Below are 15,812 nucleotides of genomic sequence, written 5' to 3'. Positions count from 1 at the left end.
CCGCGCGTGCGCGGGCCGGCGGACTACTTGCCGGCCCGCATGACCTCGGGCTCGTGGCGGCGCAGCAGACGCTGCACCGCGAACCCGCAGGCGATGCCGATGAGCAGCAGGATGGTGATGTTCAGGCTCCACTGGCCGACCGTGGCGTCCCAGAGCGGGTCGGTGTTGGTCGGGTTGTCGCGGTCCCACGGCGGCATGAGCGTGCCGAGGTCCAGCGTGGTGCCGGCGGCGGCGACGGCCCAGCGGGACGGCATCAGCCAAGCGAACTGCTCCAGGCCCGGGGAGTCGTAGACCTGGAAGAGGATGCCGGTGAAGACGACCTGGACGATCGCGAACATGACCAGCAGCGGCATGGTCTTCTCGGCGGTCTTCACCAGCGAGGAGATCACCAGGCCGAACATCATCGAGGTGAAGCCGAGCGCGATGACCGACACGCAGAGCTCGACGGCCGGCGGCATCAGCAGGCCCTCGACGGGCAGGTCGCGCGGGGCGAAGCCGATCCCGCAGATGATCACGCCCTGGATGGCCGTGATGACGCCGAGGACGATCACCTTCGACATGAGGTACGCCGACCGGGACAGGCCCGTCGCCCGCTCGCGCTCGTAGATCACGCGTTCCTTGATCAGCTCGCGGACCGAGTTCGCGGCGCCGGAGAAGCACATGCCGACCGCGAGGATCAGCATGATCGTGCCCGCGTCGCCGTTGAACTGGGACGGCGGCGTCGGCGGCGCGAGGCCGAAGGTCGCGGGGATGACCGTGGAGACCACGCCCAGGACCGCGGGCAGGATCAGCATCAGGCCGATGAAGCCCTTGTCGGAGGCGATCACCGAGACGTAGCGGCGGATCAGCGTCCACAGCTGCGAGCCCCAGCCCTGCGGCTTCGTCGGGCGCATCTGCTGCGGCGACGGCATCGCGACGGACTGCGGGGCGACCGCGTCGATGTCGGCGGCGTACAGCTGGTAGTGCTGCGAGCCCTTCCAGCGGCCGGCCCAGTCGTAGTCGCGGTAGTTCTCGAAGGACGAGAAGACGTCCGCCCACGTGGTGTAGCCGAAGAAGTTCAGCGCCTCGTCCGGCGGGCCGAAGTACGCGACCGAGCCGCCCGGGGCCATGACCAGCAGCTTGTCGCAGATGGCCAGCTCGGCGACCGAGTGGGTGACGACGAGGACCGTGCGGCCGTCGTCGGCGAGGGCGCGCAGCAGCTGCATGACGTCGCGGTCCATGCCCGGGTCGAGGCCGGAGGTCGGCTCGTCCAGGAAGATCAGCGACGGCTTGGTGAGCAGCTCCAGGGCCACGGACACGCGCTTGCGCTGACCACCCGAGAGCGAGGTGATCTTCTTGTCCTTGTGGATGTCGAGCTTGAGCTCGCGCAGCACCTCGTTGATGCGGGCCGCGCGCTCGGACTCGGCGGTGTCGCCGGGGAAGCGCAGCTTGGCCGCGTACTTCAGAGCGGTGCTGACCTTCAGCTCCTTGTGCAGGATGTCGTCCTGCGGGACCAGGCCGATGCGCTGGCGGAGCTCCGCGAACTGCTTGTACAGGTTGCGGTTGTCGTAGAGGACGTCGCCCTGGTCGGCGGGCCGGTAGCCGGTCAGCGCCTTGAGCAGGGTCGACTTTCCGGAGCCGGACGGGCCGATGACGCCGATCAGCGACTTCTCCGGGACGCCGAAGGTGACGTCCTTGAGGATCTGCTTGCCGCCGTCGACGGTGACCGTCAGGTGGCGGGCCGAGAAGGAGACCTCGCCGGTGTCGACGAACTCCTCGAGTCGGTCACCGACGATCCGGAACGTCGAGTGGCCGACGCCGACGATGTCGTTGGGGCCGAGGAGTGCGGTGCCGGACTTGGCCAGCAGCTGACCGTTGACGTAGGTGCCGTTGTGGCTGCCGAGGTCGTGGATCTCGAAGCGTCCGCCGGGCATGGAGCGGAACTCGGCGTGGTGGCGGGAGACCTGGAGGTCGGAGACCACCAGCTCGTTCTCCAGCGCACGGCCGATGCGCATGACGTGCCCCAGCGAGAGCTGGTGGAACGTCGTCGGGCTGCGGTCGCCCCCGTGGTGGGGAGCGGCCCCCTGCGCCGGGCGGGCCGCGGCCGGGCCGCCGCCCTGCTGGTGCGGGACCTGCGGCTGCTGAGGCTGCTGTTCCCAGGCCTGCTGCTGGGGCTGCTGCTGCGGGGCCTGGTACGCCGGGGCCTGCTGCTGGGCGTAGGCCTGGGCCGGCGCCTGCTGGGCCACGGCCGGTTGGGGCGCCGCGGCGGCGACGGGATTCAGCCGCGGTCCGTCGGTGGCGTTGCCCAGGTGGACCGGCGTGCCCGGCACGAGCTCGGCCTGCTGCACCCGGGCCCCGTGCACATAGGTGCCGTTGGTGCTGCCGTGGTCCTCGATGCCCCAACCACGGCCGTTCCAGCTGATGGTGGCGTGTCGCCACGACACCCGGGCATCGTCGATCACCACGTCTCCCTGGGGGTCGCGCCCCAGCGAGTACGACCTGGACGGATCGAGCGTCCAGGTCCTTCCATTCAATTCCAGTACGAGTTCCGGCACTCCAGCCCCACTTAAGTCCCCCGAGAATCCCCCATGACGTCAGGGAGTCTAGGGATGGCGAACATCCGGGGGAACTATTTCAGGCCTGGGGCCACATGTGGAATCGGGGCCCGGCCGGGGCGTCTACGTCTGCCCGTTGACGGGGGCGAAAGCCACCCGGAGAGTGAAATACGGGACTTCTCGCCCGGCGGTCCCGCTCCGCTCGCATCGGGGGACCGCTCATGCGCCGCATCCGTTGGGGAGACGTCCTGGTGTCCGCTGCCGCCGCCGCGGGCTGGTCGCTGGTGGCGATGGCCGGGGTGGCCGCACTCGGGCTGCACCTGCTGGGCGCCGACGCGGCGGGCGGCTCGCTGGGGGCGATGACCGCGGCGGTGGTGGTCCTGGCCGTGGGCGGAACCGTGACCCCCTCGGGTGACGTGTCGGTGTTCGGGGCGGGAGTGGCGGGCGGTGCGGGAGTGGCGGGCGGTGCGGGCGCCGAAGCCTCGCTGGACGTGATGCCGTTGGGGGTGGGCCTGGCCGGAGCCCTGGTGCTGGCGCACCTGTTCCTGCGCTCGCTGCGGGCGGGCGCCGCCGCCGGCGAGCTCCTGGCCCGGGCGGTGGTGGTCGTGGCGCTGTTCGTCGCCGCGGCGGGGGTGCCGGCGTGGGCCGGGCACGACGTGGTCACCCTCGACGGGGCGGTGCTGCCGCGCGCTCCGACCGGGATCGCGGTGCCGGGGATGGGGGACGTGGGCGGGCTGCTCCCGGACCGCGTCGGGGACCTGGTCGAGACGCGGGCCCGGGTGGGGTTCTCCGTGGAGCCGGGGCCGACCCTGTGGGCCGCGGGGGTGTGGGCCGCGGTGGTGCTCGCGCTGGCCCTGCTGGTCTCGCGGCGCGGGCCAGCGGGGGCGGCGCGGCTGCGCCCGGCGGCGTCGGCGGTGGTGGCGGCGCTGCTGGTCGCGGTGGCGGCCGGGCTGGCCGCGGCGGTGTGGGCGGCGCCGGGCGACGGGCGGCCCGGCCGGGTGCTGGGCGCGGCCCTGCTGGGGGCGCCGAACGGCAGCTGGGCGGGGGTGCTGCTGGGCCTGTCCGTCCCGCTGGACGGCCGGGCCACCGGTGCGCCGGCCCGGCTGCTGCCGGATCCGCTGGACGAGCTGCTGGCGGGCTCCGCGCGGGAGCCGGTGACGGTGGCCCGCCTGGCGGAGTACGACGGGCGGGTGTGGCTGCTGGTGGCGGGGGCCGGGCTGCTGCTGCTCTTCGCGGGCGTGCTGGCCGCCGTACGGACTCCGGGGCGTGGGATCGCCGGGTGCGCGGCGCGGCTGTCGGCCGTGACGGGGGTGGCGCTGGCGGCACTGGTGTGGCTGACGGCCCTGTCGGCGGACGCCTCCCTCGCCGTGCTGGGGGTGGATGCGGTCGACGCCGGGGTGGAGCTGCGGGGGTCCGTCCCGCCGGCCCTGGTCCTGGGCGCCGTGTGGGGCGCGGCGGCCGGCGCGCTCGGCGCCCTCCTGGCCCGTCACCGCCGTGCCCCCGTGCCGGGGCCGGCGTGGCCCGGACCTCGCGGGCCCCGTCCGGGGGCGGGCCGCGGCCCCGGTGCGCACTGGCCCGACGCCGCCCGCCCCGCCCCCGGCGCGGCGGGCGGCCCTGCCCGGCCCGACCCCGACGCGCCGACGGCCTCGTACGGCCAGGGGCCTGCGCCGGGCCGGTCCCGCCCGCATCCGGAGCCGGACGGCTCCTGGGACGTGACGGTCACCGGCATCCCGCCTCGGCCGCCCAGGCCTGTGAAGCCGCCCCGCCGGCCACCCTTCACCCCGCCGCCCCCACCGGGACCGCCTCCGCCGCCGAACCCGCGCTGACCGCCGTAGAGCCGCCGCCGCACCTTCGGCCGCCCCCTCGGGGAGTGCGCCCCCGAGGGGCCGGCCGGTCGGCACTCCGCCCGGTGTTCGACAGCCGCAGGCCGCCGCGGTGGAGCGCCGACCGGGGGTCGGTACGTCTGAAGGGTGGGACGGGGGTCCTGCCTTCCGGGACGGGAAGATACGGTGAGAGCACCATGAGCGCATCGCAGACCTCCGAGGTCCCCACCCTCCTCGTCAAGATCTTCGGCAAGGACCGTCCCGGGATCACCGCCGGGCTGTTCGACACCCTCGCCGCCTACTCCGTCGACGTCGTCGACATCGAGCAGGTCGTCACCCGTGGCCGCATCGTCCTGTGCGCCCTCGTCACCAAGCCGTCCGTCGGCACCGAGGGCGAGCTGCGGGCCACCGTCCACAGCTGGGCCGAATCGCTCAGGCTCCAGGCCGAGATCCTCTCGGGGACCGGTGACAACCGGCCGCGCGGCAGCGGCCGGTCCCACGTCACCGTGCTCGGCCACCCGCTCACCGCCGAGTCCACGGCGGCCATCGCCGCCCGGATCACCGGGACCGGCGGCAACATCGACCGTATCTTCCGGCTCGCCAAGTACCCGGTGACGGCCGTGGAGTTCGCCGTCTCCGGATGCGAGACCGAGCCGCTGCGCACCGCGCTGGCCACGGCCGCCGCGCACATCGGCGTGGACGTGGCCGTCGTGTCGGCCGGGCTGCACCGCCGGGCCCAGCGCCTCGTCGTGATGGACGTGGACTCGACGCTGATTCAGGACGAGGTCATCGAGCTGTTCGCGGCGCACGCGGGGTGTGAGGCCGAGGTCGCGGAGGTCACCGAGCGGGCCATGCGCGGCGAGCTGGACTTCGAGCAGTCGCTGCACGCCCGGGTGGCGCTGCTGGCGGGTCTGGACGCGTCCGTCGTGGACAAGGTCCGCGCCGAGGTGCGGCTGACGCCGGGTGCCCGGACGCTGATCCGCACGCTCAAGCGGCTCGGCTACCAGGTGGGCGTGGTCTCCGGCGGGTTCACCCAGGTGACGGATGATCTGCGGGAGCGGCTGGGGCTGGACTTCGCCTCCGCCAACACCCTGGAGATCGTGGACGGGAAGCTGACCGGCCGGGTGACCGGCGAGATCGTGGACCGGGCGGGCAAGGCCCGGCTGCTGCGCCGGTTCGCCGCGGAGGCCGAGGTGCCGCTGTCCCAGACGGTGGCCATCGGCGACGGCGCGAACGACCTGGACATGCTGAACGCGGCCGGGCTGGGTGTGGCCTTCAACGCCAAGCCGGTGGTCCGCGAGGCCGCGCACACGGCGGTGAACGTGCCGTTCCTGGACGCGGTGCTGTACCTGCTCGGGATCACCCGGGAGGAGATCGAGGCCGCCGACCTGGCCTGAGCGCTCCTGTCCGTACGACGTGGGAGGGCCCCGGCGGCCGGGTCGGCTGCCGGGGCCCTCGCGCACGTGTCCTCCGGTCAGTGTTCCGTGGGGGTCCAGTAGTCGAGCAGGGTGCCCGCGCCGGGTTCCAGGGACTTCCACGGGCCGGCGAAGGAGACCACGGCGAGGGCCGCGGTCGGGAAGCCGCTGCGGGTCATCCTGGCCAGGGTGTCGTTCTGCGCGCGGCTGGAGAGCACGTCGGCGAGGGCGTGCATGCCGGGGTTGTGACCGATCAGGAGGAGGTCGTTCACCTCGTCGGGGGTCTCGTTCAGCAGGGCGATGAGCTCGCCCGGGGAGGCCTCGTAGAGCCGCTCTTCGTAGTGGGTCTTGGGCCGGTGCGGCAGCTCCTGGACGGCGACCTTCCAGGTCTCGCGGGTGCGGGCGGCGGTGGAGCAGAGGGCCAGGTCGAAGGCGATGCCGGTTTCGGCCAGCTTCAGACCGACGGCCGCCGCCTCCGAGCGGCCGCGTTCCGCCAGCGGGCGGTCGTGGTCGGACACCTGTGGCCAGTCGGCCTTGGCGTGCCGGAGGAGGGCGATCCTGCGGGGTGTGTCGGCGCTCATGACTCCCAGCTTCGCATGAAACGGGCCACGGGGCGCAGGGTGTTGAGGGCCCGCGTCCGGTGGTGGGGCACGGCCCGGCGCGCCCCGGCGCACGCCCGGTCAGCCGACGGCACGCAGCAGCTGCTGGGTGACGTGGAGCAGCCCGGTGGCCTCGCCGGTGGCGGCGTGCGCCTCGGCGGATCCGGCGAGGAGGAGCAGGAGCAGGCCGAAGGCGAGTGCGGGCAGGGCCAGCGCCCACCAGTGCAGGCGGGCGTCGGCGCCGTGCCGGGCGCCGGCCGGGGTGGGCCGGCCGGTCACGGCACGGGGACCGGCGACGGCGCGCGGGCGGACCAGGGCGCGGGAGCCGGCGACGGCGCGCGGGCCGACGAGGGCACGGGGGCCTACGGGGGCATGGGGGCCGGCCGCGGCTCGGGCGCCGGGCGGGACGGTGCGGGTGTGCGTGGGGGCCGACATGGCCGCCTCCGGGGTGCTGACGGGACGGGCTCGCTCCTTCGAATCTATGGATCCGAAGGAGCGGTTCCCATCCGGGTCTCACCCCAGTTCACCCTGACCCTGGCCCCCTAGGGGGTGGTGGGGTTATCCCCACCCCGGGTGTCCGTCAGGGGGAGGCGATCGTCGCGATGACCGCGATGATCACGGTCACGGCGATCATGGCGCCGAAGACGAGGCCGAGCTTCTTGCGGCCGTTCTGGGGGTTCGGTTCAAGTACGGGCGACATGCCGGTCAGTCTCGCATGCCGCATTCGTCCTCGATCGTGCGGTCCCGGCCGGCCAGGATGCCGAGGGCGATCTGCGGGACGAGCAGGCCGGCCATCAGGGCCAGCGGCAGGTCCCAGCCGCCGCTGTGCTGGTAGAGGGTGCCGATGACCAGGGGGCCGGGGATGGAGATCAGGTAACCGGTGCTCTGGGCGAAGGCGGAGAGCCTGACGACTCCGGCCGGGGACTTGGCGCGCAGCCCGATCAGGGTGATGACCAGGGGGAAGGCGCAGTTCGAGACGCCGAGCAGGAGCGCCCAGACCCAGGCGCCGGCGGCGGGGGCGAGGTAGAGGCCGAGGTAGCCGGTGAGGCCGAAGACGCCGAGGACGGCGGCCATGAGGCCCTGGTTCTTCATCCGGCCGGCGAGGCCGGGGATGACGAAGGCCAGCGGCACGCCCATGACCATGGTGACGGCGAGCAGCACTCCGGCGGTGGAGGCGGAGACGCCGGCGTCGCGGAAGATCTGCGGGAGCCAGCCCATGGTGATGTACGCGCCGGTGGCCTGGAGGCCGAAGTAGCAGGCCAGGGCCCAGGCGGTGCGGCTGCGGACGATCCGGGGGCCGGCGTCGGCCCGTGCGCCGCCGCCTTCGCCGGAGCCGGCGGCCGCGGCGCGCTCGGCCCGGGCGGCGCGCCGGGAGGCGCGGGCGATGGGCAGCCAGGGCAGTACGGCGACCAGCGCGAGCAGGGCCCACATCAGCAGGCCGGTGCGCCAGCTGCCGCCGAGGGCCCCGGTGAGCGGGACGGTCGCGGCGGCGGCGAGCGAGGTGCCGGCGGCCAGCGCCATGGAGTACAGGCCGGTCATGGTGCCGACCCGGTCCGGGAAGTAGCGCTTGACGATCACCGGGAGCAGGACGTTGGTCAGGGCTATGCCGGCCAGAGACAGGGAGCTGGCCGCGAGGAAGGCGGCGGCGCCGTCCGCGAACGGGCGGATCAGCAGGCCCGCGGCGACGGCGGCCATGCCGGCGCAGATCACGGCGGCCGGGCCGAAGCGGCGGGAGAGCCGGGGTGCGGTGACGCCGAAGACGGCGAAGCAGAGGGCGGGGACGGATGTGATCAGCCCGGCCACGGTGCCGCTCATGCCGAGGCCGGTGCGGGTCTCCTCGAAGAGGGCGCCGAGGCTGGTGATGGCGGGCCGCAGGTTGAGCGCGGCGAGCACGATGCCGACGATGAGGACCGGACCGAGCCAGGCCGGCTGCGCGGGTGCGGTCGGGGCGGCGGCCGCGGCTCCGGTGCCGCCGGTGGCCTGCGGTGCGGGCTTGCGGCCCGCGGCGGGGCGGTCGAGGATCTTGGTTTCATCGTCGGACATTCGACCATCATAGAATCATGGGATGATTGGTTGTCCAGTCGTCCCCGAGGGAGACCCATGCCGCTGACCTCACCCCGGCGCTCGGCGCTCGTCGATCAGGTGATCGCCGCGCTGCGGAACCAGATCACCTCCGGCGAGTGGCCGGTCGGCTCCCGCGTCCCGACCGAGCCGGAGCTGGTGGAGCTGCTCGGCGTCGCGCGCAACACCGTGCGCGAGGCCGTGCGGGCGCTGGCGCACAACGGCCTGCTCGACATCCGGCAGGGCTCGGGTACCTACGTGATCGCCACCAGCGAGCTGGCCGGCGTGATGCACCGCCGCTTCGCCGGGGCGGAGCCGCGGCACATCGCGGAGCTGCGCTCGACCCTGGAGTCCTCGGCGGCCCGGCTGGCGGCGGAGCGGCGCACCGAGCGGGACCTCGTACAGCTGGACGCGCTCCTCGCGCGGCGCGAGGAGGCCTGGGCGAGCGGGGACGCGGAGGTGTTCGTGGCGGCGGACGTGAGCCTGCACATGGCCGTGGTCACGGCCTCGCACAACGACGTGCTGATCGAGCTGTACGCGGACCTCGGCGACCTGGTGGCCGACTGGCTGCGGGCGGACGTCGGCACGGAGCTGCACCCCTCCGCGCACCTGGACCACGCCCGGCTGATCGAGGCGATCCGGCGGGGCGACGGGGACACGGCCGCCTCGGAGGCGGCCGGCTATCCCTTCGCCTGCCTCGGCAAGGGCGCCGGCTGACGCCACCGGGGGGCCTCGCACCGGTCGGGTCGGCGCCACCCGGGGGCCTCGCACCGGTCCGGTCGGCGCCACCCGGAGGTGCCGCGCCGGCCCGGTCCGTTCACGGCCGCTGGTGGCTGACCCAGGCCGAGCGGACCTCTTTCCAGCAGCGGCCGGCGAGCTCGACGCGCCCGGCCGGGCCGACGGCCACGGCGGCCCCGTCGCCGTCCACGTCCCACCAGCGGTCGCACTCGACGTGCAGCCGCACCAGGTCGGTCTGCGGGTAGCGGTTGTGGCAGTGCGCCGTCACCGTCGAGCCGCTGATCTCGGTGTCGCAGTCGGCCCCGAAGAGGTCCCGGGCGGGGGTCCGCGCGGGCTGCACGGGCGGTTCGGCGGGGATCTCGGCGAGGTCCACCACGGCGGGGGCGGCGGCCTCGGGGGCGGGTGCGGGCTCGTCGGGGGCGGTGTTCGCGAGGGCGCCCGGGCCCAGGAGTGCGGTCAGGACCACCGAGGTGACCAGCAGCGATACCGCTCCGCTCGATCTCGCGCGCAATCCCGTACCTCCTCCCCGCAACAGCCGAGAAGATCCCGACTGGGTCAGTTTGCAGGCATCTGTCCTGGTTTTCGACTCGGGAAGATCCGATCAGCCGGTGAACATCCGATCGAAAACGCGGAAACGGCGGCGGCCGCGCCCCCGGAAAGGGGGGCGCGGCCGCCGCCGTACGGACGCGAGTGCCGTCAGGCACCCATCGCGTGCAGGCCGCCGTCCACGTGGACGATCTCGCCGGTGGTCTTCGGGAACCAGTCCGACAGCAGCGCGACGACGCCGCGGCCCGCCGGCTCCGGGTCGCTCATGTCCCACTCCAGCATCGAGCGGGAGTTCCAGACGTCCGCCAGCTCGCCGAAGCCCGGGATGGACTTGGCGGCCATGGAGCCGATCGGCCCGGCCGAGACCAGGTTGCAGCGGATGTTCTCCTTGCCCAGGTCGCGGGCGAGGTAGCGGCTGGTGGCCTCCAGGGCGGCCTTGGCCGGGCCCATCCAGTCGTACTGCGGCCAGGCGAACTGCGCGTCGAAGGTGAGGCCGACGACGGCCGCCCCCTCGTGCGGGAAGAGCGGCTTGCAGGCCATGGTCAGCGACTTCAGCGAGAACGCCGAGACGTGCATGGCGGTGGCGACCGACTCGAACGGCGTGTTCAGGAAGTTGCCGCCGAGCGCGTCCTGCGGCGCGAAGCCGATGGAGTGGACGACGCCGTCGAGACCGCCGAGCTCGTCGCGGACGAGCCCCTCCAGCCGGTCCAGGTGCTCCTGGTTGGTGACGTCGAGCTCGATCACCTTGGCGGGCTTGGGGAGCTTGCGGGCGATGCGCTCGGTCAGCGTCGGCCGCGGGAACGCCGTGAGGATGACCTCGGCGCCCTGCTCCTGGGCGAGCTTGGCGGCGTGGAACGCGATGGAGGACTCCATCAGCACGCCGGTGATGAGGATGCGCTTGCCCTCGAGAATTCCGCTCATGGTGATCAGTGACCCATGCCCAATCCGCCGTCAACGGGAATGACGGCTCCGGTGATGTACGCGGCGTCGTCGGACGCCAGGAAGCTCACGGCCGCCGCGATCTCCTCGGGCTGCGCGTAGCGGCCGAGCGGCACCTGGCCCACGATGCCCGCACGCTGCTCGTCGGTGAGGACCTTGGTCATGTCCGTGTCGACGAAGCCGGGGGCGACCACGTTGAAGGTGATGTTGCGGGAGCCCAGCTCGCGGGCGAGCGACCGGGCGAAACCGACCAGCGCGGCCTTGGAGGCGGCGTAGTTGGCCTGACCCGCCGAGCCCAGCAGTCCGACGACCGAGGAGATCAGGACGACGCGGCCCTTCTTGGCGCGGAGCATGCCGCGGTTCGCGCGCTTGACCACCCGGAAGGTGCCGGTGAGGTTGGTGTCGACGACCGAGGAGAAGTCCTCCTCGGTCATCCGCATCAGCAGCGTGTCCTTGGTGATGCCCGCGTTGGCCACCAGCACCTCGACAGCGCCGTGCGCTTCCTCGATCTGCTTGTAGGCCTGCTCCACCTGCTCGGAGTCGGTGATGTCGCACCGGACCGCCAGAACGCCGATCGAGGTGAGCGCCTGCGGCGGCTCCCCGGACCGGTACGTGATCGCGACCTTGTCTCCGGCCTCCGCGAAGGCGCGGGCGATGGCGAGGCCGATGCCCCGGTTACCTCCGGTGACGAGAACCGAGCGGCTCAACGGATCACCCTTTCGCTAGCGGTCTGAATACCGAAAACCTATAGGTCGCACCCCTCGTACGGAGAATCGACCTCCGACAGGGCCTTGGGACGGGCTCTGTCGAATCCCTACAGAAAGGTGTAGGCACGACAGCCCCGGTCGCGACATGATCGGGGAGACCGGCCCCGACTTCGGGAGGAATTCCGTGCCCCATTCCATCGACGCGGCCTTCACCGCGCTTCCCTCGCGGGCGCTCGCCGACGCGGCGCTCGCCCGGGCCCGCGCGCTGGGCGCCGAGCATGCCGACTTCCGGCTGGAGCGGATCCGCAGCGCCTCCTGGCGGCTGCGCGACGCCAAGCCCTCCGGCGGGTCCGACACCACCGACCTCGGGTACGCGGTCCGGGTGGTGCACGGGGGCAGCTGGGGGTTCGCCTCCGGCGTGGACCTGACCATGGACGCCGCCGCCAAGGTGGCCTCGCAGGCCGTGGCCATGGCCAAGCTGTCCGCCCAGGTGATCAAGGCCGCCGGATCCGACGAGCGGGTGGAGCTCGCCGAGGAGCCGGTGCACGCGGACCGCACCTGGATCTCCGCCTACGACGTCGACCCCTTCGAGGTGGCGGACGCGGAGAAGGCGGCGCTGCTCGCCGACTGGAGCTCGCGGCTGCTGGCGGCCGACGGGGTCGCGCACGTGGACGCCTCGCTGCTGGCCGTGCACGAGAACAAGTTCTACGCGGACACCGCGGGCACCACGACCACACAGCAGCGGGTCCGGATCCACCCGCAGCTCACGGCGGTCGCCGTCAACGCCACCACCGGCGAGTTCGACTCGATGCGCACCATCGCCCCGCCCGCCGGCCGGGGCTGGGAGTACCTGACCGGCACCGGCTGGGACTGGGGCTCCGAGCTGGAGCAGATCCCCGACCTGCTGGCCGAGAAGATGAAGGCGCCGAGCGTCCGCGCCGGGCGCTACGACCTGGTGGTGGACCCCTCCAACCTGTGGCTCACCATCCACGAGTCCATCGGCCACGCCACCGAGCTCGACCGGGCGCTGGGCTACGAGGCGGCGTACGCGGGGACCTCCTTCGCCACCTTCGACCAGCTCGGCTCGCTCAAGTACGGCTCTCCGATCATGAACGTGACGGGTGACCGCACCGCCGAGCACGGCCTGGCCACCATCGGCTACGACGACGAGGGCGTCGAGGCGCAGAGCTGGGACCTGGTCAAGGACGGCACCCTGGTCGGCTACCAACTGGACCGGCGGATCGCGAAGCTGACCGGCCTCGGCCGCTCCAACGGCTGCGCCTACGCCGACTCCCCCGGGCACGTGCCCGTCCAGCGCATGGCCAACGTGTCCCTCCAGCCGGATCCCGGCGGCCTGTCCACCGAGGACCTGATCGGCGGGGTGGAGCGGGGGATCTACGTGGTCGGCGACCGCTCCTGGTCGATCGACATGCAGCGCTACAACTTCCAGTTCACCGGGCAGCGCTTCTTCCGCATCGAGAACGGCAGGCTGGCCGGGCAGCTGCGCGACGTCGCGTACCAGGCCACGACCACCGACTTCTGGGGCTCGATGGAGAAGGTCGGCGGCCCGCAGACCTACGTCCTGGGCGGCGCCTTCAACTGCGGAAAGGCCCAGCCGGGCCAGGTCGCGTCGGTCTCGCACGGCTGCCCGTCCGCCCTTTTCCGCGACGTGAACATCCTGAACACCACGCAGGAGGCCGGACGATGACCTCATCGATTCGATCGACCAAGCCCCACGAGATCGTCGAGCGGGCCCTGGAGCTGTCCACCGCCGACGGGTGCGTGGTCATCGCCGACGAGCAGTCCACCGCCAACCTGCGCTGGGCGGGCAACGCGCTCACCACCAACGGCGTCACCCGCGGCCGGACCCTCACGGTCATCGCCACGGTCGACGGCAAGGAGGGGACGGCCTCGGGGGTCGTCTCGCGCAGCGCCGTCACCGCCGCCGACCTGGAGCCGCTGGTGCGCGCCGCCGAGGCGGCCGCCCGCGGGGCCGGCCCGGCCGAGGACGCCCAGCCGCTGGTGACCGGGACCCCGGCCTCGCCGGACTTCACCGACGCCCCGGCCGAGACCTCCTCGGCGGTGTTCGCGGACTTCGCCCCGGCGCTCGGCGAGTCCTTCGCCCGGGCCCGCGCGGGCGGCCGCGAGCTGTACGGCTTCGCCAACCACGAGCTGGTCTCCACGTACGTCGGCACCTCCACGGGCCTGCGGCTGCGCCACGACCAGCCCAAGGGCACCCTGGAGCTCAACGCCAAGTCCCCGGACCGCCAGCGCTCCGCCTGGGCCGGCCGCGCCACCCGCGACTTCAAGGACGTGGACCCGACGGTCCTGGACGCGGAGCTCGCCGTGCGCCTCGGCTGGGCCGAGCGCAGGATCGAGCTGCCCGCCGGACGGTACGAGACGCTGCTGCCGCCGACGGCCGTGGCGGACCTGCTGATCTACCAGATGTGGTCGGCGGCGGCCCGGGACGCGGCGGAGGGCCGGACGGTCTTCTCCAAGCCCGGCGGCGGCACCCGGGTCGGCGAGCGGCTGTCCGAGCTCCCGCTGACGCTGCGCAGCGACCCGAACGCGCCGGGCCTGGAGTCCGCGCCGTTCGTGATCGCGCACAGCTCCGGGGACGACGCCTCGGTGTTCGACAACGGCCTGCCGGTCCCGGCGACCGAGTGGATCCGCGACGGCGAGCTGGCCCGGCTGACCACGACCCGGCACAGCGCCGCGCTCACGGACCTGCCGCTGTCCCCGGCCTTCGGCAACCTGATCCTGGACGGCGGCGGCGACAAGTCGCTGGAGGAGATGGTCGCCGGTACCGAGCGGGGCCTGCTGCTCACCTGCCTCTGGTACATCCGGGAAGTCGATCCGGCCACCCTGCTGCTCACGGGCCTGACCCGGGACGGCGTGTACCTGGTGGAGAACGGGCAGGTCACGGGCGCGGTGGACAACTTCCGGTTCAACGAGTCCCCGGTGGACCTGCTCTCGCGGGCCTCGGAGGCGGGCCGGACCGAGAAGACGCTGCCGCGCGAGTGGGGCGACTGGTTCACGCGCGCCGCGATGCCCGCTGTCCGCATCCCGGACTTCAACATGAGTTCGGTGAGCAAGGGCGTCTGACCCACCTAGACTGAGCACGGCATTTCCACAAAACGTAAGGAGTCGAGAGACCGTGACGGACATCGTCGACGAACTGAAGTGGCGCGGGCTCTTCGCCCAGTCCACTGACGAAGAAGCGCTGCGCAAGGCCTTCGCGGACGGTCCCGTCACGTTCTATTGCGGCTACGACCCGACCGCGGCCTCGCTGCACGTGGGGCACCTGGTCCAGGTGCTCACCATGCGCCGGCTCCAGCTGGCCGGAAACCGGCCGCTGGCGCTGGTCGGCGGGGCCACCGGGCAGATCGGCGACCCGCGCCCGACGGCCGAGCGGACCCTGAACGATCCCGCGGTCATCGCGGAGTGGGTGAACCGGCTGCGGTCGCAGATCGAGCCGTTCCTGTCCTTCGAGGGCGAGAACGCGGCGGTCCTGGTCAACAACCTGGACTGGACGGCGGGCATGTCCGCCATCGAGTTCCTGCGGGACATCGGCAAGCACTTCCGCGTCAACAAGATGCTGACGAAGGACTCGGTGGCCAAGCGGCTGGAGTCCGACCAGGGCATCAGCTACACGGAGTTCAGCTACCAGCTGCTCCAGGGCATGGACTTCCTGGAGCTGTACCGGCGCCACGGATGCGTGCTCCAGCAGGGCGGCTCCGACCAGTGGGGCAACCTGACGGCCGGCCTCGACCTGATCCACCGGGTCGAGCCGGGTGCGGTCGTGCACGCGATGGCGACCCCCCTGATGGTCAAGGCGGACGGCACCAAGTTCGGCAAGACCGAGGGCGGGGCCGTCTGGCTGGACCCGCAGATGACCACGCCGTACGCGTTCTACCAGTTCTGGCTGAACGTGGACGACCGGGACATCTCCACCTACATGCGGATCCTGTCCTTCCAGAGCCGTGAGGAGCTGGAGGCGCTGGAGGCGCAGACCGCCGAGCGGCCGCAGGCGCGTGCCGCGCAGCGGGCGCTGGCGGAGGAGCTGACCACGCTGGTGCACGGCGCCGACCAGTGCGCGGCCGTGATCGCCGCGTCGAAGGCGCTGTTCGGGCAGGGCGATCTGGCGGAGCTGGACGAGGCCACGCTGGCCGCGGCCCTGTCGGAGCTGCCGCACGCCAAGGTCGCGGAGCCCGGCCTGGTCGTGGACCTGCTGGCGGAGACCGGTCTGGTCGCGAGCAAGTCGGCCGGCCGGCGGACCGTGAAAGAGGGCGGCGCCTACGTGAACAACGCGAAGGTGACGGCCGAGGACGCGGTCCCCGCGAAGGAGGACCTGCTGCACGGGCGCTGGCTGGTGCTGCGCCGCGGCAAGAAGAACCTGGCGGCGGTCGAGGTCACCGGCGCCTGACGGCTCCGGGGCGGACGCCCGGTA

General features: G+C 72.9%; 14 protein-coding genes. 6 read left to right on the top strand and 8 right to left on the bottom strand.

Annotated features, from left to right (window positions below; translation table 11 throughout):
- Positions 1–23 precede the first annotated feature (23 nt).
- Positions 24–2,513 carry an FHA domain-containing protein gene (locus AB0D66_RS15485; RefSeq protein WP_362302375.1) on the bottom strand — a complete coding sequence of 830 codons (2,490 nt, stop codon included), beginning with the start codon at positions 2,511–2,513 and terminating at the stop codon, positions 24–26.
- Positions 2,514–2,755: 242 nt separating this feature from the next.
- Between AB0D66_RS15485 and AB0D66_RS15480 the strand changes: the two genes are divergently transcribed.
- The gene (locus AB0D66_RS15480; protein ID WP_362302372.1) at positions 2,756–4,360 is read left to right on the top strand and encodes a streptophobe family protein; all 1,605 of its coding nucleotides are present in this window, start codon (positions 2,756–2,758) and stop codon (positions 4,358–4,360) included.
- 194 nt (positions 4,361–4,554) lie between these two features.
- Positions 4,555–5,754, top strand: a complete 1,200-nt coding sequence (gene serB, locus AB0D66_RS15475; protein WP_361765697.1) for a phosphoserine phosphatase SerB — start codon at positions 4,555–4,557, stop codon at positions 5,752–5,754.
- A gap of 77 nt (positions 5,755–5,831) precedes the next feature.
- Here the strand turns inward: serB and AB0D66_RS15470 are convergent, their stop codons facing one another.
- The 4 genes from AB0D66_RS15470 to AB0D66_RS15455 all read right to left on the bottom strand — a co-directional run bounded on the left by AB0D66_RS15470 (position 5,832) and on the right by AB0D66_RS15455 (position 8,414).
- Entirely contained in the window at positions 5,832–6,353 is a 522-nt protein-coding gene (locus AB0D66_RS15470) for a histidine phosphatase family protein (protein ID WP_362302368.1), read from the bottom strand.
- A 99-nt stretch (positions 6,354–6,452) separates the two neighbouring features.
- Positions 6,453–6,650, bottom strand: a complete 198-nt coding sequence (locus AB0D66_RS15465; protein WP_362302450.1) for a hypothetical protein — start codon at positions 6,648–6,650, stop codon at positions 6,453–6,455.
- Positions 6,651–6,951: 301 nt separating this feature from the next.
- Positions 6,952–7,071 carry an SGM_5486 family transporter-associated protein gene (locus AB0D66_RS15460; RefSeq protein WP_279628666.1) on the bottom strand — a complete coding sequence of 40 codons (120 nt, stop codon included), beginning with the start codon at positions 7,069–7,071 and terminating at the stop codon, positions 6,952–6,954.
- Between the two features lie 5 nt (positions 7,072–7,076).
- A complete protein-coding gene (locus tag AB0D66_RS15455) occupies positions 7,077–8,414 on the bottom strand; it encodes an MFS transporter (protein WP_362302364.1) in 1,338 nt (445 codons plus the stop codon).
- Positions 8,415–8,471: 57 nt separating this feature from the next.
- On the opposite strand from AB0D66_RS15455, the gene AB0D66_RS15450 reads away from it, so the two are divergent.
- Positions 8,472–9,149: a FadR/GntR family transcriptional regulator gene (locus AB0D66_RS15450; RefSeq protein WP_362302361.1), complete on the top strand. Its 678-nt coding sequence runs from the start codon at positions 8,472–8,474 to the stop codon at positions 9,147–9,149.
- A 100-nt stretch (positions 9,150–9,249) separates the two neighbouring features.
- Here AB0D66_RS15450 and AB0D66_RS15445 read toward each other — a convergent pair whose 3' ends face one another.
- From AB0D66_RS15445 to fabG, 3 genes are all read right to left on the bottom strand, one after another.
- Positions 9,250–9,681 (bottom strand): hypothetical protein, encoded by a 432-nt coding sequence (locus AB0D66_RS15445; protein ID WP_362302358.1) that lies wholly within the window; start codon positions 9,679–9,681, stop codon positions 9,250–9,252.
- A 185-nt stretch (positions 9,682–9,866) separates the two neighbouring features.
- Positions 9,867–10,637, bottom strand: a complete 771-nt coding sequence (gene fabI / locus AB0D66_RS15440; protein WP_362302355.1) for an enoyl-ACP reductase FabI — start codon at positions 10,635–10,637, stop codon at positions 9,867–9,869.
- Positions 10,638–10,642: 5 nt separating this feature from the next.
- On the bottom strand, positions 10,643–11,362 hold the full coding sequence (gene fabG / locus AB0D66_RS15435; RefSeq protein WP_362302352.1) for a 3-oxoacyl-[acyl-carrier-protein] reductase: 720 nt from the start codon (positions 11,360–11,362) through the stop codon (positions 10,643–10,645).
- A 184-nt stretch (positions 11,363–11,546) separates the two neighbouring features.
- Between fabG and AB0D66_RS15430 the strand changes: the two genes are divergently transcribed.
- Genes AB0D66_RS15430 through tyrS form a run of 3 tightly spaced genes read left to right on the top strand, consistent with a single transcriptional unit; the run spans position 11,547 to position 15,788 of the window.
- Positions 11,547–13,070: a TldD/PmbA family protein gene (locus AB0D66_RS15430; protein WP_362302349.1), complete on the top strand. Its 1,524-nt coding sequence runs from the start codon at positions 11,547–11,549 to the stop codon at positions 13,068–13,070.
- A complete protein-coding gene (locus AB0D66_RS15425; RefSeq protein ID WP_362302346.1) occupies positions 13,067–14,467 on the top strand; it encodes a metallopeptidase TldD-related protein in 1,401 nt (466 codons plus the stop codon). The genes AB0D66_RS15430 and AB0D66_RS15425 overlap by 4 nt, the downstream gene beginning before the upstream one ends.
- 52 nt (positions 14,468–14,519) lie before the next feature.
- Positions 14,520–15,788 carry a tyrosine--tRNA ligase gene (gene tyrS, locus AB0D66_RS15420; RefSeq protein ID WP_362302343.1) on the top strand — a complete coding sequence of 423 codons (1,269 nt, stop codon included), beginning with the start codon at positions 14,520–14,522 and terminating at the stop codon, positions 15,786–15,788.
- The last annotated feature ends 24 nt before the right edge of the window (positions 15,789–15,812 follow it).

The organism is Streptomyces sp. NPDC048270 (assembly GCF_040652335.1).
Lineage (GTDB): Bacteria > Actinomycetota > Actinomycetes > Streptomycetales > Streptomycetaceae > Streptomyces.
Note: the sequence above shows the minus strand (reverse complement) of the source record. Positions and strands in the feature narration are given on the sequence as shown.